The organism is Roseivirga sp. BDSF3-8, from assembly GCF_041449215.1.
Lineage (GTDB): Bacteria > Bacteroidota > Bacteroidia > Cytophagales > Cyclobacteriaceae > JBGNFV01.
Map to the genome: position 1 here is coordinate 4,679,893 of NZ_JBGNFV010000001.1, position 26,608 is coordinate 4,706,500.

Here is a 26,608-nt window from a genome sequence, read left to right on the forward strand (position 1 = left end):
GAATTGCCGGACCACGGCTCACCGAAAGTCGGACCTCTCCCAGAGTGAGAGGAATTATTCGTGCCTACCGCTGCAGGGTACCACATTTTTATAAGCAAATCATTCAAAATCAGCAAAATAGATTCTTAGCCTGACGGCTGAAATAAGTTTAAATGGGGGTGCGCTCTTACCTTTATTTTCAGCTCAAATCCGATCGGGTTTAGGTAAGAGGTGTGGGTTAAGGTATAACTGGATTTGAATAATCTTTATTGATTGATAATCAGGTGATTATGTGACTGGTGTCAAAGCAAATTTTGATTTGATGTTACACCAACTTATTTTTTAGCCTTATTGTATAGCAATTAACTCTACTAACCAAACATTGCATGAAGAGGATTTTACCATATTTTCTATTGATGCTTGTGGTGATGGTCTCAGCGATAACTGAGACTGATGCCCAACGCAGACGACGGTCCCAGTCGTCATCCTCCGGAGGCGACATGCCGGACTCTGTGTTTAACGGGATTAAGTTCAGGAGCATCGGACCGGCTTTTATGTCAGGCCGTATCGCTGACCTGGCGATTGATCCTAACGATGAAAGTACCTGGTATGTGGCTGTGGGGTCCGGCGGCGTCTGGAAAACTGATAACGCCGGTGTAACCTGGGACGATGTATTTGCTGACCAGCCAAGCTATTCTATAGGTACGATAACTATTGACCCTAATGATTCGAAAACAATATGGGTAGGTACCGGCGAAGATGTGGGTGGTCGCCATATGGGCTTCGGTGATGGTGTATACCTGAGCCGTGACGGGGGTAATACCTGGAAGAACATGGGGCTGCAAGACTCTGAGCACATAGCCCAGATCATTGTGCATCCTGAAAACTCCGATGTGGTATGGGTAGCTTCGCAGGGACCGCTATGGAGCAAAGGCGGTCAGCGGGGCGTGTACAAAACGACTGACGGGGGTAAAACCTGGAACAAGACGCTTGGAGACGAAGAGTGGACGGGTGTTACTGACCTGGTAATGGACCCTGAAAATCCTGACAGAATGTATGCGGCTACCTGGCAGCATCACCGTACAGTTGCCGCTTATATGGGTGGCGGCCCTAAGTCGGGTATATACCGTAGTGATGATGGTGGTGAGACGTGGGAGGAAATGACAAAGGGGCTACCTGAAGGCAACATGGGTAAGACGGGTCTGGCAATTTCCCCGCAGGATCACAATACTATCTATGCTGCTATTGAGCTTGACCGCCGCACGGGTGGCGTCTATCGCTCTACAGACGGTGGGTCTACCTGGGAGAAGCGCTCTGACGCTGTATCGGGAGGTACCGGGCCTCACTACTATCAGGAACTTTATGCCTCTCCTCATCATGAAGGTACGCTCTACCTGATGGATGCGTCTATGCAGATATCGGATGACGGAGGTAAGACGTTTTACCGCGCTAACCGTGAGCACCGCCATGGCGATAACCACGCGCTTGCCTTTAAGGATAGCGACCCGGACTACATCATGGTAGGAACTGACGGTGGTGTGTATGAAAGCTTTGATCTGGGTAAGAACTGGCGCTTTATCAGCAACCTGCCTATCACTCAGTTTTACAAAGTAGCTGTGGATGATGCGGAGCCATTTTACAATATATACGGTGGTACGCAGGATAACAGTACGCAGGGTGGCCCGAGCCGTACGGATAATGTGCATGGTATACAGAACAGTGACTGGCGCGTAGTCCTGAACTGGGACGGACACCAGCCTGCGACGGAGCCGGGTAACCCTGATATCATTTATGCTGAAAGACAGGAAGGTACGCTGTCACGGGTGGATATCACCACCGGCGAAGTGGTGGACATACAGCCTCAGCCTGCAGAAGATGAAGATTACGAGCGCTTTAACTGGGATGCGCCTATCCTGGTAAGCCCTCACTCTCCTACTACTATTTTCTTTGCCTCACAGCGTGTGTGGAAGTCTGAGAACCGTGGCGATGAGTGGACTGCTATCTCGGGCGACCTTACGCGTGACCAGGAGCGTATTGAACTGCCTATTATGGGAAGAAAGCAAAGCTGGGATGCTCCCTGGGATTTCTTCGCCATGTCTAACTACAACACTATTACCTCTCTGGCGGAGTCTCCTCAGCAGAAGGGACTTATCTATGCCGGTACGGATGACGGACTGGTACAGGTAACCGAAGATGGTGGCCAGAACTGGCGCAAAATAGAAGTGGGCTCTATGCCTGGGGTGCCTTCTACTGCCTTTGTCAATGACATAAAGGCTGATATGTATGATGCCAACACGGTATATGTGGCGCTGGATAATCATAAGTATGGTGACTATAAGCCTTACCTGGTAAAGAGTACGGATAAGGGCCGTAGCTGGACCTCTATCGCTGGTGACTTGCCAGGCAGAACGCTGGTTTGGCGCCTGGTTCAGGACCATGAGCAGCCCAGTCTGATGTTTGCAGGTACTGAGACGGGTATTTTCTTTACTAATAATGGCGGTACGAACTGGACGGAGCTCCAGGGGGGGCTGCCTACGATTTCATTCCGTGACCTGGCGATCCAGAAAAGAGAGAATGACCTGGTAGCGGCTTCTTTCGGGCGTGGCTTCTTTATACTGGATGATTACAGCATGCTGCGTGAGGTGACGCCGGCTACCCTGGATAAGGAGTTTGCGCTGTTCCCCAGCCGTAAGGCGTGGTGGTATGTGCCTCGCTCTCACCTGAGCTTTGATGATGAAAAAGGAAGCCAGGGAGCTTCGCACTTTGTCGCTCCTAATCCTGATTTTGGTGCCGTATTTACCTATTACCTCAAAGAGGGTCTTCTGTCAAAAGAGGAGATGCGCCAGAAAAGTGAGGAAAGGCTATCTGCTTCACAGAATGTAAGCTTTCCGGGCTACGATGCTCTTAGCGATGAGGCTAACGAGCAGGGGCCTTATATCTGGCTCACTATCAAGGACCAGCAAGGCAACGTAGTACGTAAGATCAATGGCCCTGTTGGCTCAGGCTTCCACCGTGTGGCGTGGGACCTGCGCTACCCCTCTCCTGATATGGTAAGTCTTGACGCACGCGGCTCAGATGATGAGGATGAGGAAGAGGAAGGAGGCATGCTGGCGGCACCGGGTACCTATACCGTGACTGTAAGCAAGCAGGTGGATGGTGCGGTTACTCAGTTAAGCGAGCCTATGGAGTTTGAGGTGGTTCCCCTTAGAGAAGGTGCTCTTGAAGGATCTTCTCAGGAGGAAGTTGCCTCATTCTGGAGGGAGTTTGAGAACACGGCGCGCCAGGTAGAGGCTCTTCAGGCCAATCTTGAGGAGTCTATGAAGCAGAGCCGGGCAATGTTGACGGCGATGGAACGGGCTGCAATGGCACCTGGCGAACTGGATGATCGCCTGTATAAGCTTCGCAGTGATCTGCGTGAACTGGATGAGCAGCTAAATGGTAATGAGGCTAAACGCGAGGTTGGTGAGAAAACCCGGCCGACGATAGGCGAAAGGATGTTTGCGGTATACCGTGGCATCAGTCGCTCCACCTACGGCCCTACCAGGACTCACCGCCAAAGCCTGGACATCGTTCAGAAGGAAATGGCGCAAATAAGCAATGAACTGGAGCAGGACCGTGAAGAACTCAGACAACTGTCTGCAGATCTGATAGCGGCAGGGGCTCCCTATGTAGAGGGACTGCCTATGTTTCCTTCCCGCTGATTAATTGCGGATTTATAAAAAAAGCGGATGTGCCTGCCTGGTGCATCCGCTTTATTATTTCTGTCTGGTTCACAGAAGCATAGGTTGTAGCTGGGTTTTACTTAGATCCTCATTACCTGATAAGTCTGATAAAAATCCTTATGTTAGGAACTTAGGAAACCAATCAAACCAAACATTTTTCAACCCGCAGTACTTTTTAAGTCTATGAAGACACTTGAATTCAGTAATGGAGATAAAATGCCGGCCATAGGTCTGGGTACATGGAAGTCAGCACCCGGAGAAGTAGGCAAGGCTGTACTAGATGCTATAAAAGCGGGGTACCGGCACATTGATTGTGCCGCTATCTATCAAAATGAGGCAGAAATAGGTGAAGCTCTGAAGGAGGCCTTTGACAGCGGACTGGTAAGCCGTTCCGATCTGTGGATCACCTCAAAGCTATGGAATGATAGCCACCGTAAGGACCAGGTGCCTGCGGCTATGGAGAAAACCCTCAAAGACCTGAAACTGGACTACCTGGACCTGTACCTGATGCACTGGCCGGTAGCCTTAAAAAATGGCGTACTGCAACCCAAGTCTGCCGACGATTTTTTATCACTGGATGAAGTGCCTGTGGAAGAAACCTGGAATGCCATGGAGGCACTGGTGGATAAGGGGCAGGCCCGGCATATCGGGGTCTCAAATTTCAGCGAAAACAAGCTGCGCAAACTTACCGGCTGCTGCCGCATGCGTCCGGAAATGAATCAGGTGGAACTACACCCCTACCTGCAGCAAAGGGGGCTGCTGGACTTTTGCCGTAATACGGGGCTATTCATGACGGGGTATTCGCCCCTCGGCTCCAAAGACCGCTCTAACCGTAAAGATGATGAGCCGGATCTTTTCGAACTGCCTGAGTTGAAAGAGGTAGCGAAGAAGCATGACTGTACTGTAGCACAGGTAATGATCGCATGGCAGGTAAACAGGGGGACGGCGGTGATCCCTAAGAGTACTAATGCTGAGCGGATTCAGCAAAACCTTGAGGCAGGTAATATAGACCTGGATAATGATGATATGGAAAAGATCGCTAAACTGGATAAAGGCTACCGGTTTATTGATGGTACTTTCTGGGAAAAGGAAGGAAACTCGTACACTGTGGAGAGCCTTTGGAATGACTGATGAGGAATCAGTTAAATGAACCCGAAAATAAAGAATCAGCAAACGTATTGCACTGAAGCCCGGAAGTCCGGGCTTTTTGTTTTTATAGTGAGCCGTGGTTATCAGGTGCGCTATCCGGCCGAATCATAAGGAGGTCATAAATAACGGGTGGAGGCAGGTAAAGTACCCCACTGAATACCGGTTCCAATGGCTTATGGGGAGCCAATATCACTTTTTCCTTTTTTATCAGTTGAGACCTGCCTTCACTGAGCCACTGCATAAGTTGCACCCGGTGGCCTACATTCTCGCCTGCGGCCAGGTATAGAAAGGTAAGGGCAGTAGGCAGGTATCCCTGAAACTGCGCTCCCTGTACTAATCCGGTGGTGGCTATTCTATTAGATGCACGGCCTGGCATACCTGCGCCCGATACCAGTAATATTTCTTCCAGTAATGTATGAGTGATATGAGGGCTTAAGCTCAGAATAAGTAAAAGGCGGTCGGGCTCATCCAGGGTTTCACTCAGAGAAGCAAAGGGCCCGGCCTGCTCATTATTTAAAGCAGGGGCGGGTATAGCAGCTAGGGAAGCTGAATCATTACGATTACGTGACATGGCTACTTGTCTTAACCAGGAGAGCGCTGATTCTATCGCCTCAGTGTTTTCTTTATTGAACTCTGGGGGTACGCTCATTGCTAGATACTTTGGCCAATAATCAGCACATAGTTTCCGATGATAAAAGCGGGGCCGCTTTGATAAGGAGATTTCAGTAATTCTCCGGCATTATATTGTGGTACCTTAGAGGCCAGCAGGTCCTCCCCCTCTTCCATTTGGTAAAAGTTAGCCTTTACCTCCTGTGGAAACCATTCTTTTACGATTTCTGGCAGGTACTCCCCTTCCCCATTATTTACCATGCTTAGCTTTCCAGCCAGGGAAGCAGCCTCGTTTTCGTTCAGGGTAATGAGGGCCACGAGCTTACCCTCATTAAAAAATTCGTTTTGGGTGGTGCTCTGAAACATCACGGCAGCCGGTGCCGGCACTATATCCTCGAGTAGTGGGGTAAATGCTTCCAGGTCTCTGCTATATGCTTCGTTCATCTTATCACTATGCTGTTTAGTTTCTTCGGAGCAACTTGTGAGGCTAACCAGAAGAAGAAAAGTTATAAACCCACGCTTACTCATATCCGGTTTCGTAGTCTTCGGTTATCGGAAGGGCGGCGGTTGCGGCTGTCATCATCATCTGTCACTGTAGGCGCCGGCGCACTGCCTGACCAGCTTACTGTACGGTGCACAGTGCCGTAGTTCATGTATTGATTTGCCAGGCCCGTTACTTCAAATATACCGTTATCTGAGTCGGGTATGCCGGTGGCTATATCGCTTTGGCCGGGATTAAAGTTATAGCGGTCCTCCATGTGGATGGTGAGGTTCATGTTATATGATTTATTACTCCCTGATGTAGTACAGGATACCTGCGCGCTGATCCAGATGTTATGTCCTCCTATTGCTTTCTGCCAGTTTTCCGTTTCCGGATATGGCATACTGAAATGACTGGACTGCCCTACGGTAAAGGCTCCGCTTGTGATTTGTACAGAGCCATTATCAGGGCATAGGCGCTGCGCATGTCTTTTGGTGTAGGCGATTACATTGGTGAGGGTAGTCTGCCCGCTGGCATCGTTTAGCAGGTAGCGCTCATAATTAATGTAGCGGTCTGCCCCGCCCCCGTCCAGAAAATGACGATAGGCGGCTGTGCCATCCGCGAGGTCAGGCCGTAGGGCTTCAGCACCTTCCAGTTTAGTGCGCCACTTTAACAGTTTCAGGTGATCGCTCCATTCGGGGTCGCGCTCCTCAAACTTCGGGTCGCCTGTACCGGTAGCCTCGTCGTATGCAGCAAGAAAGCCCTCGTCATGGGTGATATTAGGACGCTGCGGGGGGCCTAGGGTAAAGGCTCCGCTGGCAGTGGGGCCGGTAGTGGCAGGGGCCTGCATTTGTACAGGTGCAGAGGTGCCGGAAGCAGCGGGTGCGGTTTGTTGGGTACTGAGACGTCCCGTTTGGTTGGCTTTGGGCTGTACGGGTATTCGGGAAGCCTGCCGGGCTGTACTCTGGCTATTCTGTTGCTGGTGTAAGCTGGATGCCATGCTCATGGGTTTTCACTGTAAATATGTGAAAAAAAAGGTATAGTTAAGAGGTATTGTAAGGTTTACAGCGGATATGCAGGCCACGCAAGTTGGCGGGACTGTGGTGGTTTTGGCGGTCTTTTATTTTCAGTAATATTATACCTGGCAGAGGTGATGTAGGGAGCCAGACTGATATTTCACAGGCTTGAACAGTTTTTATTTATAAATATGATTATTATCCAATTAATGCCCGCTCTTTTATGATTGAGACCCCTCTGATTTTCATTCTTTATAACAAAAAACTAGTAATGGTATTCCTGGGGGAAATGAGCCGTGGCTGATCTCAGCTATCACCCTCACCTCCTATTTATTCTTAATATTCGGAGCAAAACTATTTGCCTCTTTGAGCCACTCGGGGCGGGTAATAATTTCCAGCAATGCTTTATTAAGGTGAGGAACGTATGCCTCATGCCGGACTGGAAGTGCCAGCGCGTAGTGTCTTGGTAATAGTTCGGTTGCTGTAGTTCGCACATTTACATTATCCATCTGGCTTACGTAGTAGCGCATCTCTGCTATGTCATGCACGAAGAAACTGGTTTCATTAGTTACATTCAATTCATTAAGGGCTTCCTGTATATCTGTATAATGGGTCAGTTTCACATTTTTATCATCCAGGTAGGTAGCAAAGGGACTACCTTCTATCACGGCGGTTTTGTGTCCCCTAAGGTCTTCAGGGATTGAGCTCGCCCCCTGTACGCTATCGTTGACAGCACCTACGATAGCTGCTGTAAGGCTTGCCGTAATCCCCATGGCAATGAGCATCCACAGCAGGGCAATTACACGACCCAGAGGGGTAACAGGGGCCTTGTCTCCGTATCCGATGGTGGTCATCGTAACCCCTGCCCACCAAAAGCCCGCTCCCAGGCCGTGCCAGAAGCTACGTTCGCCACCAAACTGCTTGTCATTGATCTTTTTTTCCACCACCCAGATAAGAAGGCCGACCACTGCCAGTAAAATACTCAGACTGATTACTATCTGGAAAAAGCGCCAGGTAAAAAGGCTTTTGGCAATACGGCTCAGCTTCTTACCGCGGCTATCGGCCACCCCCAGCATGCTGAGGTAATAGTTTTGGGTATACACAGTTTTTCCCGACGCGTCAGCAGTTACCGGCAGCGCCGGGATAATATCTGCCTGGCCTGAGGCCAGTACCTCGTTTGCCTTGTCTTCGCTGATTTCGCGATAGTCATAGGTAAGGTTTATTGCTTCGGCCAGGTCTTCCCATAGCCTGATGGCTATTCCATCCCACTGCCCTTCTCCCTCACGAATCATAAAGGGCGGTTTGTGATATACCCCGACATGCCAGGTGGCATCGCCTGTTAGTGAATCCAGTGGGATAATCCTGCGCTCTGAAGTTTCAGCCGTACTGTCCTGCTGTAGTGGTATAGCAACGACCTTAGGAGTGGTGAAAAACAGTAAAGGAATTAATAGGATGAAATGTATAATTCGCATAGTGGATAATAAAGGCTGACAATTCAGCCTTATTAACTATACGAATGCCCTAAGGTTATTTAGCAGGTAAACTCAGGCATAATGCTTTAAACAGACGACCGTCAGCAATGGTACACCCCTTTTGAGTCATCTCGAACAACTCCACTTCCCGGTCTTTTGCATAAGGTTTGGTGGTGGTATATACCCGCAAGTTGCCGGGAGGGTTCCGGATAGCACTGGCTATATAGGTCTCATCCATAAAGTTAACCCCGCTATCTTCGGGAGCGTCCATGCCTACCAGGACGATTTGATCAGGCAGGCACTGGAATGCTTTCACTGAGGTGGGGGTTCGCAGCTCCAGGTACCGGACCTTTCGCATGATGCTCTCGAAGACAACATCACTAAACTGGTCCACCACCTGCTCACATTTATCGGGAGTTTCTTTTTGCATTTTCTCCCACTCATCGGCTGTGATGCCATTTACTACGAGAAAGTCGATAAAATCTTTTTCTAATGGTTCCAGCTCTTCTTTACTCAGGCGCCTGTATTTCATTACCTCTTGTGGTCTAATAATCACGTGGCAAAACTAATAAAGCGGCCTTTGAGGCCCAAGGGTATCCGGAGAGCAAATTCCTGAAATTTTGAATACCTATTAAAAATGCTGTGCAGTTAATGGGAAGGCTTTGAGACAATAAAACCTCTAAGGGCACTCTTTTATATTAAAATCTGCTTCAAATACCCAGGAGGGAGACGAACTATATTCAGTATTGATTGGTCTGAGGTTCAGAAAAATGAGAGGAGCTATTTGCAACAATGTTGCATTTTTAAAAAGCCTTACCTAATTTTCGCCATGGCATCAGATTTTTTTAAACCGGCTACCCTTTGTTTCCTGGCGTTACAACCACTTTTCCTGTTACTTTCGGGTGAGGTATGGGCTCAGTCTAACGACTGCCAAAAGGATTGCTCCTGCTCATTTACCGGTCGCGTGATAGACAAGCAAACAGGTGACCCTCTGGTGCTGGCTACTGTGCGGGTGAATAATGATAAAGGAGCGACTACTGATGAAAACGGCTATTTTGATCTCTCAGGGCTCTGCCAGGAGGAGTTTGATCTTGAGGTAAGTTACCTTGGCTACAAAAAGCTTGTGCATCACCATCATGTGCATCATGATCCCCCTACTATCTTTTTGTCCCCTGATGATCAGATGCTCGAAAGTGTACTGGTGGAGGAAAAGCTTGCTATTTCCGGTGAGATGACCCAATCTGAGACGACACTTGAAAGAGCCGATCCTTCGCTGGTGGGTACGGTGTCACTCGGCCAGGCACTAAAGGAGCTGCCTGGGGTGGGCACGCTGAAGACAGGGCAGAATGTAGTGAAGCCAGTGGTTCACGGGTTACATAGTAATCGCCTGGTAATCATAAATAATGGATTACGCCACGGAAACCAAAACTGGGGCACCGAACACGCGCCGGAAATAGACCCAGATATGGCTGAAACCTTTACTGTGGTCAAGGGTGCCGGAGCTGTTAAGTATGGGCCGGAGGCTCTGGGTGGGGTCATCATTGTAGAGCCACCTTCACCAGACCTTCTGGGGCACCTGCATGGTGAAACGGAGCTTACAGGCTATTCTAATGGCCGTGGTTTAAAAGGACGCATGCTTCTTTCTAAAGGGTATACCGACTTTGCCTGGCAGGTACAAGCTTCAGGGGTATATCAGGGAGACCTGGAGACCCCTGATTATATGCTCACTAACACAGGAATGCGTGAGCAGAGCGTAGGCGCGACTACTGTCTATCACAAGCGACATTTCGATGCCTCTTTATCCTATAGCTATACCGGCCAGGAGCTTGGGATACTGCGTGGTTCTGTGACGGGAAACCTGGCCGACCTGGGGGTGGCTTTGGAGTCCGAGCCACCGGAAGGTACCCGGGACTTTAGCTACGAGATACGGAACCCCAGACAGGAGACGGCCCACCATCTGGTACGCCTGAGTGCCTCATACGACCTGCCAAAGGGGCTTTTGGATCTGACCTACGGCTTTCAGTACAATGAGCGCAGGGAGTTTGACGTACGCCGCGGGACCAATAACGAACGACCGTCTATAGACCTGGCGCTTACCACTCATTCCCTGGATCTGGAATGGCAACATCCCGCCTGGCAAGGCCTAAGCGGTAGCGTAGGTTTTCAGGGTGAGTACCAGGATAATAACAACATTCCCGGTACGAACACAATCCCATTTGTACCAAACTATAATCATACCCGTTGGGGCTTTTATGTGTCTGAAGCAAAGGACTTTGCAGGGTTCACAGTTGAAGCAGGGGTTCGGCTGGATGGTATTCTTTCCAGTGTAAGAGGGCGAGATAATCGTAACGACCTGTATACCAATGATTATCAATATACTAACATATCTGCTTCTTTAGGTATGGTAAAAGAACTGAGCAGTCGTATCACCTACAGGTCTCACCTTGGCCTGGCATGGAGGCCTCCTTCTATTGCCGAGCTGTATAGCTTTGGAAAGCACCAGTTTGTCATAGAGTACGGACTGTGGCGGTATAGGGACGGTATTACCACCGTATTTGATGAGGATACCCGTGAGGTGCCTGCCGAAAAAGGCTACAAGTGGGTGCATTCCCTGGATTATGAAAATCAAGGTTGGAGGCTGGGTACTACCGTTTTTGCTAACTACATACAGGACTTTATTTACAGCAGACCTGAGGGTATTACCAATACTGTACGGGGGGCATTTCCCTACTTTGTATACGAACAGACTAATGCTGTGATGGCCGGGGCTGATTTTTCTGCTTTTTACACAGGGGTGAAAAAGAGGTGGAACCACAGGGTGCTTCTTTCCTTGTTATATGGCCGAGACGTGGCTGATGATGCCTATTTCGTGGGCCTGCCACCGCAGCGCATCGGCTATCGTATACAATATACCCTCCCCTCTTTGGGGCCGCTGCAGGACCTGAAGGCCGGCATGGAAAATGAGTATTCTTTCAGACAGTTTATGGCTCCCGAGGTAATCCCTGTCGAGCGCTTTATGGGAGATGATGCCATAGGCACCGTGGGGTCTGTATTTGATTTTCTAGAGGCTCCTGATGGTTACCTGCTCACCGATATTTACATCTCCGCAGCATTAAGGAGTTTCGAATTTCGCTTTCGAGTGGAAAATGTACTTAATACGGAATACAGGGATTATACGAATCGTCTCCGGTACTTTGCCGATGAGCCGGGTAGAAACTTCCTTATTTCGGTTTTTTATCAGTTTTAGTTTGGCAGTAAAATTTTTTGCCCGTATCTTTTTGCGACAAAGTTGCAAAAACAAAACCGGCTTAAATTATGAACATTAACGTGATGAAAAAGTACCAATTAGTGTGGGCGCTTATAGGCGCAATGGCTTTTACCTCTTGCGGAGATGATGATGCTCCCGACGCGGAGAATCCTGAAGAGATTATTACCGGCGTTACCCTGACCTTTACTCCTACCGGAGGAGGATCTGACCTGGTATTTACCGCTACTGACCCGGATGGTGAAGGTCCTGAAGACCTTGCTGTTTCCGGCCCTATACAGCTTAGCCTGAATACCACTTATGAGCTTTCTATTGGTATGGAAGGACTGGACGGTGAGGATATCGGTGCAGAAGTAGCGGAGGAAGATGAGGAACATCAGCTCTTCTTTAGCTGGACAGACGGGTTGTTTTCTTCACCTGCAGGAAATGGAAACATTGATAATGCAGATGATGATGTTGATTACCTGGATGTAGACGGCAATGGATTGCCGGTAGGTCTTTTGACTGAATGGTCTACCTCAGCTACGCAGGGTGCCGGGACTTTCCGGGTCATACTTAAGCATCAGCCAGATATTAAATCTGCCACCAGTACGTCAAGTGATGGTGAGACAGACGTTGACCTTACCTGGGTACTACAGGTGCAGGAATAAGATCTTTCTTTTTAACTTGGTTTGGCAAGCCTCCGCATAATGTCGGGGGCTTGCCTTTTTTGGTTCAGGGTGTCATGGTACTCAATGCAGCATCCATGTCGGCATGGTGAAAGGTAAACCCTTCTTCTTGCAGGCGTTTCGGTAATACCCATCGACTTTTGAGTACGAGCTCGGTTTCGGTACGAATGAAATAGGCGCCAAATTCCAGTAACGTTTTTGGTGCAGGCAGGCCAAAGCCCGGTCCAAATTTATTAGCCAGCTTCTTCATGAGTATTGCATTAGGAATAGGTGCCGGAGAAGCTACATTATAGCCGCCCTCTGCATGCTTGCAGTTGATAAGAAAGGCCACACTTCTGCAAAAATCTTCAATATGTACCCAGCTTACTATCTGCCTGCCACTACCCTGCCGGCCTCCCAGCCCGGCCCTGGCCAGCCGAATCATTACAGGGAGGGCACCTCCCTCCATACCCATTACTATAGCGGTTCGCAAAGCAACACGGCGTGTATAGGGCAGGTCAGGCATGTAAAATGCCTCTTCCCATTTGGTGGCCACATCTACCGAAAAACCCTCTCCTCTTTCACCCGCCTCCTCTGTCATGGGGCGATCCATGGCGTGACGGTAGTAAGTGGCGGTACTGCCATTTATCCACACCTCCGGCGGGTTTTCGCAGGCTTTTATTGCCTGGCCCAGGGTTTGGGTGGGTTCTATGCGTGAGTTATAAATGGCCTGTTTGTTCTGCTCCGTATACCGGCAATCCACAGAACGGCCACATAGATTTATGACTGCACTGGCTCCTTCCAGGTGTTCGGCCCATACGCCCGTCGATTTACCATCCCACTTTACATAGCGGATACCCTCTTTATCGGTCTGGTGCCTGCGGGTAAGCACAATGATACGGTATCGGCAGTTAGTAAGGTGCCGGCTCAGGGCTGTCCCCATAAAGCCGGTACCTCCTGCAATGATGACCTTAGGCGGTAACATCGCGTTCAGCTTTAGTCACTCCTCTGCTTGCGGTGTACCGCTTTCGGATGAAGAAGAAAAAGAACATATTCAGTAAATGAATTACCCCTAGTATCAGTAGTAACCCGCCTACTTTCCCACTTAATACCTCAAGCAGGCGAGGTATATCGCTAATTACGCTGTAATTGCTGAGCCCTTTCACGGAGTAGCCTACCATTATGAGATAAAAGCCGGTAATGAGTAGCTTATTTATACTTTCAGCCATTTCGCGGCGCTCAAATACGTCTTCCAGGAAAATGAAACCATTAGTAAACAGCCGGTTACCAACCGCCCATATGATAGGAATGGTGATTACAAGATAACTGGCGTAAAGAATGAGTTTATATGTTTCAGTCGTCTCCATATTATTTTTATTATAGTTTCAGAAATAATTGAAAGTTTATGATAAAAAATATATCAGGTCAGTTTCTTAATGATATTAGTAAGCCAATTTTTACCTGAGCCGAGAAATACATCAGCAATGTTGGTAAGCCTTGAGGTAAAGCCGTGCAAATCTGATACAGTCTTCTGAAAATCAGGGTCTTGTGCTACTTCCTTATCTTTTCGAAGCTCTTCCAATAGATTCACTACGGGTTCTATCTCCCGCCTCTTTCGCTCCCTTGCTATCTGCCTGGCCATGCGGTCGATGTCCTTGTCGGCATAGTAATATTCTTTGCGGTCACCAGCCCGTATTTCTTTGAACACGATCCCCCACTCTACTAATGTGCGGATGTTCATGGAGGCATTACCCCGGCTTATGCTGAGGGCTTCCATAAGATCGTCTGTTGACAGTGCTTCAGGGGAGGCAAGCAACAAGGCGTGTATTTGTGCCATGGTACGATTGATACCCCAGTTTGACCCGAGGGTGCCCCAGGCCTGTATAAATCGCTGCTTACTTTCCGTTAATTGCATACTCAAAGGTATATTAATTTCGGAACTTTCAAAAATAATTGAAAATTAAATTGTGCGACTTTAGCCGGTATTTTGGATGGTAGGGTAAAGCTCGCTTAGTATGATTCTGGTATACAGTTAGTTGAGTTTGTGTGATGGAAAATGAAAAACCGTCCCTTTTGAGGACGGTTTGATAGCTTACTTAGATTAGACTGATTGGTCTCTTCGCTCTTCAAGGTCTTCAGGTTGTCTTCCAAGCCTACATGATGTGGGAATGAATGTTGTATCAGCTCAGCAGTAGTTCTACTTTCCCTGACATCTTCCTCGTCATCGGTCAGGTCCTTATGTTCCTTGAGAAGTGCTTCCGGATAGTCCCCCACGATTTATCTTCTTCTCCGTTTCCAAACTTCTAAGGCTGGCTATCATCTATCGATGATTGTGTCAGCTCCTTATTATATCAAAGGAATAAAAAAAGGCCATTCGCACGCAGCGAACAGCCTTATATACTATAATTTAGCTTATTGCTCAGGCTAATTCTTCCTCTTGCGGACAAGCCAGAAAGCAGCTAAAGTAGCACGAGTTAGATGGGGGTGCAGTTGGTTTATCTTCTATACCTCCTTTTATAGCCCGTGTGTTTGTTACAAAGCTATCTACTTTTAGCGCATCAAGGGAAAGGGATTTCTTCTTCATCTTTGTTAAGTAAGTTTAGTACCTCTATAAGGTAGTAAAAGCTACGGTAAAGTAAAACATGGAGATTAAGCTAATTTTCCTTTCTTAGAACTCAAGAATCTCCTGTTGCTCGGCAGTTCTGGGTACCAATAGCAGGTTTTTCTGCCTGCCGTGAATGTATTTTACTGTTTCTCCGTCGAAGTAGGCATCTTCTTCGAGCATAATCCGGATCTCCTTATCCCACTCCTCGATAAAGGTTGCGGCATTAAGTTCTATACTGTAGGCTGTATTGGGGTGCAGCGGGTAGTCACCTGTGTAAGGCACTCCTCCCTGGCTGTCCCACATTCCCAGGGTGGTCCCTGCCGCATGGCCGTAGTAGCCGATAGGGTGAGTGTAAATGCTGGGTTTAATACCCTCTGCAATAGCTTGTTCGCGCGACATCTTCAGTACGTCGTTGCCTGTACGCCCGGCTTTGAAGTTACTGGTGAAAATATCCTGCAGGCGATTACCTCTCCGGAAGGCTTCTTTGAGGAATTGAGGTGCGTCGCTTTCGTTATTTTTCAGGACATAGGCATGCTGTTGCGTATCTGTATTGAGACGCAGGTAGGTGATACCAAAATCGACATGCAACAGGTCGCCAGGCTGAATGACCTTGTCACCCGGATGGCTGTCAAAAGTACGTAGGTGATCAAAATTTTCAGGGTCTGCTCTCTGTATGGAAACAGATGGGTGAAACCAAGTCACCAATCCCAGCTCACGGATGCGGTCACGGTACCACCACTCCACATCGTCTGTGGTAGTCACTCCCGGTTGTATGACTTCCTCGCTTAGTCCCTCAGCAATAATGCGGTGGGCTATGCGTACAATCTGGCGGTAGATGTTCATTTCCGACTGTGTGCGGGTCTCTAACCACCCCACGGCGAGTGGTTCGGCGGAGACAATACGCTTTTCGTACTTGCCTGGCAGCTTATCCAGAAACTGTTTATGCTCGCTGGCACTAAGGCCATCAGCCTGAGCATAGTATTCTGACATATTGAGGCCGATCTTTTCAGGATCACGTTCCTCGATGACCTCTATGAGTCTCGCCCACTGGTCGGGTTGCTTTTCTTTGTCCCAGGCTTTTTTAAAGGACTCGCCCACATCATAGCGGGCAATAGCGAGCGTCTCAATATCTTTTCCTTCGCCCGGGTCATACATCACCAATACGGTACGCCGTCTTGCAGCAAGCCACTTGGCCGGAAGAAGTGTACGTATCACCGGATCTTCATTATACTCCCTTGCCATAACTATCCACATATCGATGCCTTCACGACGCATCAGGTCAGGCAGCACAGTCTGTATGCGCTCCTCCAGCAGGCGATCTATAACTTCGGCACGTTCACGCATGTTCAGTATCTTCGGCATAGTGGTCTGGGCCACGGCCGGGGTAAGTAGTACAAAGCTGGTCAGGATGAGTAAAATGTGTATACGTAATTTCATAAACGTTTTATGGTTTCGGCCATAATATACAGCTTAGCCGTGACTTTTTATGGTCTTTAAAGCGAGGGCCAGTGCTGCGCCTTTTTCAGCATTGTGCTTTACCAGGGCAATATTTGTCTGCAAGCTTTTTCCTCCCGTTTTATCTGTAATAGCCTTAAGCAAATAGGGAGTTAGTTCTTTGCCCATAATACCAGCCTTTGCTGCTTCCTGCAGGGCCTCTTCCACCATAGCATTCACCAAGTCCGGAGGCAGGGCATCAGCCTCGGGTACGGGGTTAGCTATCAGTACCCCACCAGCCAGTCCCATGTCCCACTTACTCCTGAGCAGGGCGGCAATTTCTTCCGGCGTGTCCAGCCTGTAGTTTACCTTGTACCCGCTGGTGCGAGAATAGAAACCTGGAAACTCCTCTGTGCCCCACCCAAGTACAGGTACCCCCTCTGTCTCAAGGTATTCCAGCGTAAGGCCTATATCGAGGATGCTTTTTGCCCCGGCACTTACCACGGCTACTGATGTACGTGAAAGCTCGCGAAGATCGGCAGAAATGTCCATGGTTTTCTCAGCACCACGGTGAACCCCACCAATCCCGCCGGTAACAAATACCCTGATGCCGGCCTTTTCGGCAGCGATCATGGTGGCTGATACCGTAGTGGCGCCAGTCATCTTTTTGGAAATCACGTAAGGCAGGTCCCTCCTACTTACTTTAATGGCTTTCCCCTCCCCTCCTAGCTGTTCCAGCTCATCAGCCGTCAGGCCCACGTGTATCCGGCCATTGAGTAAGGCAATAGTGGCAGGTACTGCACCGGCGCTGCGTATGATAGCCTCCACTGCGCGGGCAGTCTCCACGTTTTGGGGATAAGGCATACCATGGGTAATAATTGTAGACTCCAGGGCCACGAGGGCATTTGCTGAGGCTGCAGCATCTCTCACTTCTGGTGAGCAGGTGAGGTAGGGTTCCAGGTGCACGGTTGATTTTTTTTAGAGCGGCGAGATTCGCGTAGTTGAGTATGATTCAGGTAAGTTAAAAGGAATTTCGGGTACTCCTTAGTGTGGCTGCGAGGAGATGATCTATGATTCTTGAAATACAAAGGATTTTATATCTTTAAAATAGGCTTAACAGCTAATTATATGAGTAATTTTTAATTGAATAAACCATAAATTTTATCCTATTATGAAAAAGAGAATTAAACTTGAGACATTGAATGTGGAAAGCTTCACCACCGTTTCGGTAAGCTCACTCCGTGGTGGTGGCAGACCTATATGTACCCTGCCAAACTCTAACTGCAGCGACAAGTACGCATGTGATACGACGATATAAACGGCTGTCAGACAAGTGTTTTTACTTGTAAGAGGAAGGAAAGCCGGTGGATTCCCGGCTTTCTTTGTTTGTAGGGACTCATGTGGTACTGGTAAGTTCTTCTGCTGACCCTAATCCTTGCAGTATACCCTCATGAAAAAGCCACCTGCTTTACGGCAGGTGGCTTTAACTATTTTGTAAAGAAAAATCTGGTTAGGTAAACTAGCCGTATATTTCATTTAATAGGCCGGCAAGTCTTATACCCGCCTGTAGCAGGCGCTGCTCCACGGTATCCCAGTTATGGTACCGATATTCATAGGCTATGCTCATATTTTCCGGCAAATCATACACGACGTTTCTCAAAGCCACACTTTCCATGGCCCACTCCCGGACTCCGGTAGCCTGGTAGTCACTTACCATAACAGGAGAGGCATAGCGCATAAGGTGATCACCCAGTTCGGTATAGCTTAGTTGCTGGCTGTCGATCATGCCGGAATCCCATACTCTGTGAAGGTTGCTTTCTTCCCAGAACCACTCCACTTTTACATCATTACCGCCCTTGTCCAGTCCGGTGCCTACATGTAGCGGCTGGTGCAGGTCACCAACCAGGTGTACCAGCATGCGCAGGTACTCTCTTTCGGTCTTCGCCTCCAGCCCACCGGCCTTCAGTTCTTTGGTAAGTCTCTCTATGGTGCTGATCACATCTCCATGAGGGTTCTTTTCAGCAGACTCATAAGTTTCTCCCTCAGGTACGGTTACCCAGTGCCAGTCGTGCGTATGATCGTATGCATCATCAGACCGGATGGCGTCCATCCAGTTGGCACCCATAGCAAGGCTCTCAGGTCCCAACACTTCTTTTATCTTCTCTGTGGTTTCTTCGTCCAGGTATTGCTGCGCTATATACCCTACCACGCGATGGCCGGTCATGCCCCAGCCAAATGCCTGGACTGAAGCAAAAATGAAGAATAGGGAAAGTACGTGTTTCATATTGGTGTTTGTTTCCGCTGTGTCACTGGCAAACATCCTGCCAGCAGTGCCAAAAATAAAAAATCCGGACATTTATGCCCGGATCATTCACGTATTTACTGCGGATAATCTTCCTTAAGTATGTCTTTAAACTTCTCTTTAAACTTCTCTACTTTAGGGCGCGATACACTCTGGATATATGAGTTATCCGGGTTATTTACATAGTAGTCCTGGTGGTAATCTTCCGCTATCCAAAAGCGGCCGAGCGGCTCTACCTGTGTTACTATGCGGGCATCATAGTAGCCTTCTTTCTCCAGTTTAGCAATCATTTCTTCGATGATCTGCTTCTCCTGAGGTGTGCTGTAAAAAGCTACGCTACGATACTGTTCGCCCACATCGGGACCCTGCCTGTTAAGCTGGGTAGGGTCATGAGCTCCTTTAAAGAAGACCTCGGCGAGGGTGTTAAAACTGACAACTTCCGGATCATAATATACCTGTACAGCTTCAGCATGAGACGTCATGCCGGCACTTACCTGTTTGTATGTAGGATTGGCCTCGCTACCTCCCGCATAGCCTGACACTACCTCTTTTACTCCCTGCACCCGCTCAAAGACTGTCTCTGTGCACCAGAAGCATCCGCCGGCAAAAGTAGCTGTGTCCAGTGCCTCATAGTTCAGGTCCTGTGGTGCTTTATAGGTGGCCTCTACAGGTTGGCTATCTGTGCTGCCGGAAGCTTCCTTATTAGTAGTGCTGTCAGCAGAGCATCCGTAGAAGGGAAGGAGGGTAAACAGCAGGAAAAGAGTAAAAACAGAATAAGAGGGATGTATTTGCTTCATAATTAATATGTCTTCGTTAGCCCCTTAACGTATAACATGACCTGTGGGTTTGTCACGAGCCTGACCAATAGCTGCCTGATAGTCATAGGCTGTAGGCTTCCGGGGCTGAAGAGTAAAAAATCTTTAAAACCACTACATTTGGGGTATGAGTAATGTAAGTGAATACACATTTTTAGTGGGTGATGACAAAGTAAGGGGCATGCTGACTCATGCCGAAAACGCCAAATGCCTGCTTGTGCTAAGCCATGGAGCCGGTGCAGGAATGACTCACCCTTTCATGGAGACGCTGAGCCATAAACTCCAGGCGTCCGGCGTTTCTGTTTTCCGCTTTAACTTTCCTTACATGGAAAAAGGACGAAAGGCTCCAGGTTCGCAAAGACAGGCTATTGCTGCCATGACCGAGGCTTTGAAGAAGGCAGCCACATTTGCCAATGGCTTACCCTTACTACTCGGAGGGAAAAGTTATGGCGGGCGAATGGCTTCGCATTTGATGGCTGAAGAATCTGTAGCGGAACTGACTGAGGTTAAAGGGCTTATTTTTTTTGGCTTTCCGCTACATGCTCCCGGTAAAAAAGGAAAGGACAGGGCCGCTCATTTGCAAAGCGTATCCTGTCCTATGCTATTTCTTCAGGGTGGACGCGATAAACTGGCCGACCCTGTATTGATTGACGAAGTGGCTAAGGGGCTATGCGGTGCCACCATAAAGATGTATGAACACGGAGACCACTCATTTCATGTGCTGAAACGCTCAGGTACTACCGATGAAGTCCTTATGGATGAGATAGTAACTGATACTAACGAGTGGCTTTCAAAGGTGCTCTAGCCCTTAACCGGCAAATTTTGCGGCTACTTCTGCTACGCGCTTACCCTGAAATTTTGCCGCGCGAAGTGTCTTATCATCGGGGTCGAGCTGGCCATTGTTGCTCCTGAATGAAACCCCATAGGGATTACCTGTTTCAAACTGGATTTCATCTGCATAGCCAGGGCTTACGATAATAGAACTCCAGTGGTAAAAGGTGTTGTTCAACGCCAGTAGAGTGGATTCGTGTCCGCCATGGGCTGTAGAGGCGCTGGTAAAGCTACTTACAATCTTGTCTACCAGTTTACCCTCAAACCACAGGGGACCTGTGGAGTCAAGAAAGGCTTTAATCTGTGCGGTAGGCAGTCCGTACCGGGTAGGCGTACCGAAAAGTATCGCGTCTGCCCATAGCAGGTCATCATTAGATGCTTCAGGGATATCTTTAGTGGCTTCCAGATGCTCCTTCCACTTTTCATTAGATTCAATGGCCTGTTGAGGGGCATTTTCTGCAATGCGACGAAAACGTACCTCGGCACCGGTGCTCTTGGCTCCTTCTTCTATAGCGCGGGCTATATCGTAGGTAGTACCAGTGGCGCTATAGTATATAACAGCAACTTTTATGCTCATGGTGTATAGAAAATTTAAGTGAAATATATCTTCTATACATACCGCGCCAAAGGCTATTTGTTGTACCTACATTGATATTTTTAAAAAAGCTCAGGCCTTTTGCAGATACTTTTCTGCCAGGTCAGTAAGATCCTCTATTTCGAAGGGTTTTGACAAATATCCGTCACTACCAATCTCCTCGGCAATTTGCTTGATATTGTACCGTGCAGAAACCACTACTACGGGTATCTCCTTTGATTCAGGGTTTTTCTTAAGCTTGGTGGCAATCTCACTACCATTTACACCCGGCAACATCAGATCCAGTAAAATCAGATCGGGCTTTTCGATAGCCACTGTCTGCAAAATTGTTTCACCTTCTCTCAGGCCGATAAAAGTATGACCTGCTTTTTCAAGAATAATCTTGGATACCTCCATGATTCCAGGATCATCTTCAACCATTAGTATTTTTCCCATTTTCTAAAAATAAGGGTAAACTCACAAAAAATTCTGCCCCCTCTCCCGGCTGGCTATTGACCCAGACCAGGCCATGGTGGGCTTTCACAATTTGGGAAACAAGATACAAACCTATTCCCAAACCAGGGTATTTACTGGAATCTTTTTGAGAGCGAAAAAATCGCGTGAATATCTTATTAATATCCTTATCGCTCATACCGATTCCGAAATCTCTTATAGAAGTAACTACATTATCACCATCCCGGTAAGCCTTAATACGTACTTCACCACCATCCGGAGAGTACTTTATCGCATTCTCAATGAGGTTTGAAAATACCTGGACGAGCTTGTCATCATCCCCTTTTACCATTAGGTCTTCGTCACAGCTAAAGACCATTTTATGATGATTGATGTCCAGTTTAAAGTCATCCACTGTATGCTCCAGCAGGTTACAAAGATTGAGAGGTTCGTGAAAGTACACGGCTTGGTTAAGCTGTATCCGCGATACATCCAGTAAGGCCGTGATGAGCCGTTTCATGCGTTTAATACTTTTCTCAGACTCTTCAAGAAAGTATTTTGACTGTTTCTTAAATGTTTCCTGATCGGTAAAATCCTCATTTACCATCCTGATCATGAGCTGGTTATATGCCTTTAGGGTAGTAAGTGGCGTTTTCAGTTCATGGCTGGCTATCCCAAGGAATGAGTCTCTTTCGTCGTCCAGTCGCTTCTGGTCCGTATAATCGATGCCAGAATAAATATACCCCACAAATTCATCCAGGGAGTCTGTACGGGGGATAGCGCGCGTATAAAACCATCTGTATTCACCGCTTTTGTGAAGGTAACGATACTCTATCGTAAACTCTTTCCTTTCCTGGAAGCCCTGATCAATGACATCCTCGACTCCCTGGCGGTCCTCTTCGTGCAATAGTTCACGCCAGCGATCTTTAAGCGCCGCTTTACTATCTATGCCGGTGTATTCATACATGGTCTTGTTAAAGAAGACAGGGGTATTATGCTGATCGGTAACCCATATCATAGCAGGTGCCGAGTCGGCCATCACACTGAAGCGGTTTTCGCTTTCTTCCAGACCTTTCAGGTGCTTAAATTCCCGAATGGCTCTCACTACAGCTTTGGAAAGTGTGGAAATATTGTCTTTAAGGATAAAGTCTGTAGCTCCGTTATGCAGTGTGTCCACTGCCTTTTCAATACTGAGGGTACCGGTTACAAAGATGAAAGGAATAAGTTTATTGCGGTCTCTGACGTGCTTTAAAGCACTTAATCCATCAAAGTCAATCAGCGTGTAATCAGCCAGAATAACGTCGGGAGCCCATTTTTCAAATTGCTCCTTAAAAGCAAGCTCGGTGGCGACTACCTTATACTCGGCCTCGATACCGCTGGAAGAAAGTACTTCCTTTACAATCTCAGCATCTGTCTTTACATCTTCCAATAGGAGAAATCGGTATGCTTTGGATAGGACAGTGCTATTATTCATATGAATCTTTCAGTGCAGCAGGAAGTAAATCTACGTCTCTGCAATTTAAATTTAAAATAAATGGCATGATAAATTATCACTGCCAGTTACTGACGTTTATCTCACTCAGTTGTCGTCAGAGCATATTTTTGCCCTGTAGCATGGTTGAGGGTTATATGCAGTTTAGTAATTAAATCACGCGTTTTTCAGTAGCTTCCGGAAGGGCGATAACCGGAGTCTTTAGGTATGTTATCGGGGCTGTTCTGCCGGGCCTCCGCATTTTCCTGGGCTTTCATGCGTAACTGATACCCATATGAATATTCCGCGTGTGAACTGGGTACGATTTTCTCATTGGAGTACCGGGCATAAACTTTGGTGAATTTGGCTCCGAAAAACATAATGAGACTGGAGTAGGACACCCATGAGAGCAACAGTATAATAGATCCGGCCGCACCATAAGCTGAACCTGGGTTAGCTTTGCTAAAATAAAAGCTCAGAGCAAACTTACCCAGGAGAAATAAAACGGATGTGACCCCTGCTCCTATCCAAACTGTGCGCCACTTTATCTCAACATCAGGCAGCACCTTGTAAATAATAGCAAATACCAGGGTGATAATACCGAAGTTGATAATGATGCTTAGCCCCATGGCCAGGTAGATCAAATAGCTTGGAAACTGTGCTTCTATCCAGTCGCTTATTATAGAAAGGGCGGTAGAGACGACAAGACTTATCAATAATATAAAGCCAATGGCGATGATTATGCCAAGAGAGGTGGCCCGGTCCACCACCAGCTTCAAAATATCATTTTTAGGGTTAGCCCTTACATCCCAAAAGTCATTGAGGCTTTTCTGTAGTTGAAAAAATACCGTAGTGGCACCGTATAACAGGATGCCTATACCCACTATCTGCATCCAGATACCACTGCCGCTTGTTCCGGCATGACTGATCATGGTTTCCACCTGCTGGGCGGCATCCGGGCCGATCATGTTATCTATCTGGCCGCTTATCTCTCCGCGTACGGCCTTAGCCCCCAGAAAATACCCGGCCACCTGAATAATAATAATCAGTAGAGCAGGCATAGAAAATATGGAGTAAAATGAAATAATGGCACTATGACGGAAGGGGTCTTCCGCCATAAACTCATTATACGTGTCCTTAAAGATGGGCAGTAACTTCTTAGGCTTCATACGATCTATTTCTCAGATAGTGAAACCTGAGACGACCGGCATTGTTATGAACAGGTTCCTGTCTCCTACCTTATTTTACAGGTTTGTGGAAGCTTCTGACTCCTGCACTGGCAGTTCGTCCACAATATTGCTCATCCCCACCAGGTCAAAAAGTTCGTCAAAAGCGTCGCACCAGCTTGCCAGCCCGGGCTCATTTCCGGAAATCCTGGCATTCAAACAATGGCTGTAGTACCGGCGGTATATCATATAACAAATGTTCTGTATCTTCCACAGTTCGAGATCCAGCCCTACCCGGTGAGTCAGCTTAAGCAGGTGGACAAGTTTCTGAATATGTGCCTGCTGCATGGGGTCAGACTCCAGTTGTACAGCCACTTCATCCACCCGCTTAGTCATGAGAAAGGCTAGCTTAACCAGGTCTATGTTCAGCTTAAAGCGCTCAGCCTCTTTCATAATCTGATCCAGTTCATTCATGTCCGGACGCTTCTCATGTAGCAGGCTGGTCAACTGCTGGTTAAAGTATACCTGCAGAGGTACCCGAAGGTGTTCAGGAAGTTCTATACGTAACTCGCGCATGGCTACCATCATCGGATAGTGATTGTTATAGATCTTGCGGAAGTTACTTTGCACATCCTCAGTGGTAAGGGCTGCCAGGTTGTTCATCACCCGTCGTTGCTCATCGCGGAAGAGGTGCCAAATGCTATAGCTATGTGAGCCGAAGTGCTTATCCATCAGGTTGGATATCTCGTAGATGTTCACCCGTTCAAAGCATTGGCTGATGTCTTCAAACATGGCGTCGTAGGCTTCGTCTCCCTCAAAGCGGCGTACGCCCCCCAATAGCTGGTGGTCACCGAGGTGCAACATAGCATAGCTTAGCTCGCTACTTTCGGTGGTTATGGTAGAACGAAGCTGTACCCGACCTATGCACAAACGGTACTTGCCGAGCTTAAACAGGCGAAAGTTCCTGGACCGGGCTTCGTAGCTGTACAAGTCTACTTCATTAGGCCCTTCGGCAAAGAGGCTGGCCATAGCATAGTGTGCCGCCACACGCTTCAGGTCAAGTTTACTGGGGCGGACGATCTCATCATATGCTTTCGCTGCATTACCATATTCCGGCAGGTTACTAGGGGCTTTGGCCAGCATACCCACATAAGTGTCTTCGTATGTATGTCCTGTAAGTTCTTCCAGCAATTGTACAGCCCGGGCTCCATAGGCAATGTCCTGTAGGGTTTCAATACCCGTTACTTCATCGAAGAACCACCCGCAACTGGTATACATAAGCATGCAATGGTACTGCATTTCCAGTAGCTTAAGCAGGCGGACTCTTTCCTCATCGGACAGCTCATGCCCTTGGTGTTTCCTGATAAAGGCATGCACATTTTCTTCACTGCGGTCACGGATGATGGATATATAATCGTTACGCAGCGTCCAGGGGTCCGTGCCGGCCAGTTCGCTGACCTGTTTCTCGTATACCGGTGCCACGGTGTCTCTGATCCAGTCAAATGCCATTCTCAGTGGTGCGCGCCACTTTTGATGCCAGCCGGGATTGCCTCCTGTATTCACGCCGCAGTCGCTGTTCCATCGTTCTACGCCAAAGGGACAGCTCCAGGCACTGGGCTCCTCCACCTGTACCTCATATTCTGCCGGTACCAAATCCATAAACTGACTGTATACTGTCAGGGATACGTCTTCATTATTGTTAACCGTATGCAGGCAGTAGGACAGCGCCATCTCGCCATAGCGATGGTGGTGGCCGTAGCTTTCGCCATCCGTGGCGATATGCATAAGCTGGGGGCTATCGTCGTTGTCAAAGTGTCCCACCAGCCTTTCGGCAAATAGCTGACCATTATTCAGCAGGCCTTCAAAGGCAATGCCCTGGCTTATTGGGCCATCGTAAAAAAAGAGTGTGATGGATCTACCACTGGGGAGCTTACAAATATAAGGTCGGCGCGGATCTACCCGGCCACCCGATACCTCTTCCCACTCTCGTGCCTTTACTGTTTCTGAAGAAGGTTTATCATCTGGGCGCTCCGGTTTGGCCTTGTCCTTTTTTAGTTTACGCACTGCCTTAGCCTGATAAGGAGACAGTATAGTAAACTCAATGCCATGCTCTGTCAACACCTCCAGTGTAGGAACGTCTATGGCGGTTTCAGAGCACCACATACCGCGCGGCTTGCGGCCAAAGCGCGACTCAAAATCATATATGCCCCATATCACCTGGGTGTGTTTATCCTGCTCATTTGCAAGGGGCATGATCAGGTGATTATAGGTCTGTGCCATGGCACTACCATGACCGTTAAATTGCTTGCGGCTTATCTCATCTGCTTCAAGAATAGAGCGGTAGATGTCCGGAGATTTCTTCTCCAGCCAGTCCAGCAGGGTCGGGCCAAAGTTATAGCTGATATAAGCGTAGTTGTTTACTATGTCTGTAATGTGCCCTTCCTGGTTCAGTATCCTTGAGGCGCTGTTGCGTGCGTAGCATTCTGCATTTATGCGCTCATTCCAGTCATGGTAAGGATAGGCAGAGTATTGTTCTTCCACCTCATTCAGCCAGGGATTCTCCCGTGGGGGTTGGTAGAAATGTCCGTGTATACAGACGAATTTATTCTTCATATTA

Annotated in this window: 25 protein-coding genes; 6 read left to right on the plus strand and 19 right to left on the minus strand. The window is 48.1% G+C overall.

From position 1 onward, the window contains the following. Window positions 1-365: 365 nt before the first annotated feature. Both AB9P05_RS19335 and AB9P05_RS19340 read left to right on the plus strand, forming a co-directional pair. Window positions 366-3,680 carry a glycosyl hydrolase gene (locus AB9P05_RS19335; protein WP_371910482.1) on the plus strand — a complete coding sequence of 1,105 codons (3,315 nt, stop codon included), beginning with the start codon at window positions 366-368 and terminating at the stop codon, window positions 3,678-3,680. A gap of 204 nt (window positions 3,681-3,884) precedes the next feature. Beyond that, window positions 3,885-4,832, plus strand: coding sequence for an aldo/keto reductase (locus AB9P05_RS19340; RefSeq protein WP_371910483.1), 948 nt, complete (start codon window positions 3,885-3,887; stop codon window positions 4,830-4,832). An 82-nt stretch (window positions 4,833-4,914) separates the two neighbouring features. Here the strand turns inward: AB9P05_RS19340 and AB9P05_RS19345 are convergent, their stop codons facing one another. From AB9P05_RS19345 to AB9P05_RS19365, 5 genes are all read right to left on the minus strand, one after another. Next, the gene (locus AB9P05_RS19345; protein WP_371910484.1) at window positions 4,915-5,499 is read right to left on the minus strand and encodes a hypothetical protein; all 585 of its coding nucleotides are present in this window, start codon (window positions 5,497-5,499) and stop codon (window positions 4,915-4,917) included. A gap of 2 nt (window positions 5,500-5,501) precedes the next feature. After that, window positions 5,502-5,903, minus strand: coding sequence for a hypothetical protein (locus tag AB9P05_RS19350; protein WP_371910485.1), 402 nt, complete (start codon window positions 5,901-5,903; stop codon window positions 5,502-5,504). Between the two features lie 80 nt (window positions 5,904-5,983). Further along, window positions 5,984-6,940, minus strand: coding sequence for a hypothetical protein (locus AB9P05_RS19355; protein ID WP_371910486.1), 957 nt, complete (start codon window positions 6,938-6,940; stop codon window positions 5,984-5,986). Between the two features lie 342 nt (window positions 6,941-7,282). Beyond that, window positions 7,283-8,428 (minus strand): ion channel, encoded by a 1,146-nt coding sequence (locus AB9P05_RS19360; protein ID WP_371910487.1) that lies wholly within the window; start codon window positions 8,426-8,428, stop codon window positions 7,283-7,285. A 55-nt stretch (window positions 8,429-8,483) separates the two neighbouring features. Then, window positions 8,484-8,960, minus strand: coding sequence for a DUF6495 family protein (locus AB9P05_RS19365; protein WP_371910488.1), 477 nt, complete (start codon window positions 8,958-8,960; stop codon window positions 8,484-8,486). Between the two features lie 297 nt (window positions 8,961-9,257). On the opposite strand from AB9P05_RS19365, the gene AB9P05_RS19370 reads away from it, so the two are divergent. Together AB9P05_RS19370 and AB9P05_RS19375 are read left to right on the plus strand one after the other, a co-directional pair. Beyond that, window positions 9,258-11,675: a TonB-dependent receptor gene (locus AB9P05_RS19370; RefSeq protein ID WP_371910489.1), complete on the plus strand. Its 2,418-nt coding sequence runs from the start codon at window positions 9,258-9,260 to the stop codon at window positions 11,673-11,675. A 68-nt stretch (window positions 11,676-11,743) separates the two neighbouring features. Then, window positions 11,744-12,343 (plus strand): hypothetical protein, encoded by a 600-nt coding sequence (locus AB9P05_RS19375; RefSeq protein WP_371910490.1) that lies wholly within the window; start codon window positions 11,744-11,746, stop codon window positions 12,341-12,343. A gap of 64 nt (window positions 12,344-12,407) precedes the next feature. Here the strand turns inward: AB9P05_RS19375 and AB9P05_RS19380 are convergent, their stop codons facing one another. From AB9P05_RS19380 to AB9P05_RS19410, 7 genes are all read right to left on the minus strand, one after another. Next, window positions 12,408-13,325 (minus strand): TIGR01777 family oxidoreductase, encoded by a 918-nt coding sequence (locus AB9P05_RS19380; protein ID WP_371910491.1) that lies wholly within the window; start codon window positions 13,323-13,325, stop codon window positions 12,408-12,410. After that, window positions 13,312-13,707 carry a hypothetical protein gene (locus AB9P05_RS19385; protein WP_371910492.1) on the minus strand — a complete coding sequence of 132 codons (396 nt, stop codon included), beginning with the start codon at window positions 13,705-13,707 and terminating at the stop codon, window positions 13,312-13,314. The genes AB9P05_RS19380 and AB9P05_RS19385 overlap by 14 nt, the downstream gene beginning before the upstream one ends. Before the next feature lie 53 nt (window positions 13,708-13,760). Further along, on the minus strand, window positions 13,761-14,255 hold the full coding sequence (locus tag AB9P05_RS19390) for a GbsR/MarR family transcriptional regulator (RefSeq protein WP_371910493.1): 495 nt from the start codon (window positions 14,253-14,255) through the stop codon (window positions 13,761-13,763). Between the two features lie 95 nt (window positions 14,256-14,350). Further along, window positions 14,351-14,614, minus strand: coding sequence for a hypothetical protein (locus tag AB9P05_RS19395; RefSeq protein WP_371910494.1), 264 nt, complete (start codon window positions 14,612-14,614; stop codon window positions 14,351-14,353). Between the two features lie 145 nt (window positions 14,615-14,759). Next, window positions 14,760-14,924, minus strand: coding sequence for a hypothetical protein (locus AB9P05_RS19400; protein ID WP_371910495.1), 165 nt, complete (start codon window positions 14,922-14,924; stop codon window positions 14,760-14,762). Window positions 14,925-15,008: 84 nt separating this feature from the next. Further along, a complete protein-coding gene (locus AB9P05_RS19405) occupies window positions 15,009-16,382 on the minus strand; it encodes a M24 family metallopeptidase (RefSeq protein WP_371910496.1) in 1,374 nt (457 codons plus the stop codon). Between the two features lie 33 nt (window positions 16,383-16,415). After that, window positions 16,416-17,345 (minus strand): pseudouridine-5'-phosphate glycosidase, encoded by a 930-nt coding sequence (locus AB9P05_RS19410; protein ID WP_371910497.1) that lies wholly within the window; start codon window positions 17,343-17,345, stop codon window positions 16,416-16,418. A 205-nt stretch (window positions 17,346-17,550) separates the two neighbouring features. On the opposite strand from AB9P05_RS19410, the gene AB9P05_RS19415 reads away from it, so the two are divergent. After that, window positions 17,551-17,697, plus strand: a complete 147-nt coding sequence (locus AB9P05_RS19415) for a hypothetical protein (protein WP_371910498.1) — start codon at window positions 17,551-17,553, stop codon at window positions 17,695-17,697. Between the two features lie 201 nt (window positions 17,698-17,898). On the opposite strand, the gene AB9P05_RS19420 is transcribed toward AB9P05_RS19415, so the two are convergent. Both AB9P05_RS19420 and msrA read right to left on the minus strand, forming a co-directional pair. After that, the gene (locus AB9P05_RS19420) at window positions 17,899-18,663 is read right to left on the minus strand and encodes a S1/P1 nuclease (protein ID WP_371910499.1); all 765 of its coding nucleotides are present in this window, start codon (window positions 18,661-18,663) and stop codon (window positions 17,899-17,901) included. A 95-nt stretch (window positions 18,664-18,758) separates the two neighbouring features. Then, a complete protein-coding gene (gene msrA, locus AB9P05_RS19425) occupies window positions 18,759-19,478 on the minus strand; it encodes a peptide-methionine (S)-S-oxide reductase MsrA (protein WP_371910500.1) in 720 nt (239 codons plus the stop codon). A 145-nt stretch (window positions 19,479-19,623) separates the two neighbouring features. Between msrA and AB9P05_RS19430 the strand changes: the two genes are divergently transcribed. Continuing rightward, on the plus strand, window positions 19,624-20,301 hold the full coding sequence (locus tag AB9P05_RS19430) for an alpha/beta family hydrolase (RefSeq protein ID WP_371910501.1): 678 nt from the start codon (window positions 19,624-19,626) through the stop codon (window positions 20,299-20,301). A gap of 3 nt (window positions 20,302-20,304) precedes the next feature. Here AB9P05_RS19430 and wrbA read toward each other — a convergent pair whose 3' ends face one another. The 5 genes from wrbA to AB9P05_RS19455 form a co-directional block, all read right to left on the minus strand. Further along, complete coding sequence (gene wrbA, locus AB9P05_RS19435) at window positions 20,305-20,904, minus strand: NAD(P)H:quinone oxidoreductase (RefSeq protein ID WP_371910502.1); 600 nt, start codon at window positions 20,902-20,904, stop codon at window positions 20,305-20,307. 90 nt (window positions 20,905-20,994) lie between these two features. Continuing rightward, window positions 20,995-21,357, minus strand: coding sequence for a PleD family two-component system response regulator (locus tag AB9P05_RS19440; protein ID WP_371910503.1), 363 nt, complete (start codon window positions 21,355-21,357; stop codon window positions 20,995-20,997). Beyond that, a complete protein-coding gene (locus AB9P05_RS19445) occupies window positions 21,335-22,828 on the minus strand; it encodes an ATP-binding protein (RefSeq protein ID WP_371910504.1) in 1,494 nt (497 codons plus the stop codon). The genes AB9P05_RS19440 and AB9P05_RS19445 overlap by 23 nt, the downstream gene beginning before the upstream one ends. 185 nt (window positions 22,829-23,013) lie before the next feature. Then, complete coding sequence (locus AB9P05_RS19450) at window positions 23,014-23,994, minus strand: YihY/virulence factor BrkB family protein (protein ID WP_371910505.1); 981 nt, start codon at window positions 23,992-23,994, stop codon at window positions 23,014-23,016. A gap of 75 nt (window positions 23,995-24,069) precedes the next feature. Beyond that, complete coding sequence (locus AB9P05_RS19455) at window positions 24,070-26,604, minus strand: DUF3536 domain-containing protein (protein WP_371910506.1); 2,535 nt, start codon at window positions 26,602-26,604, stop codon at window positions 24,070-24,072. Window positions 26,605-26,608 lie beyond the last annotated feature (4 nt).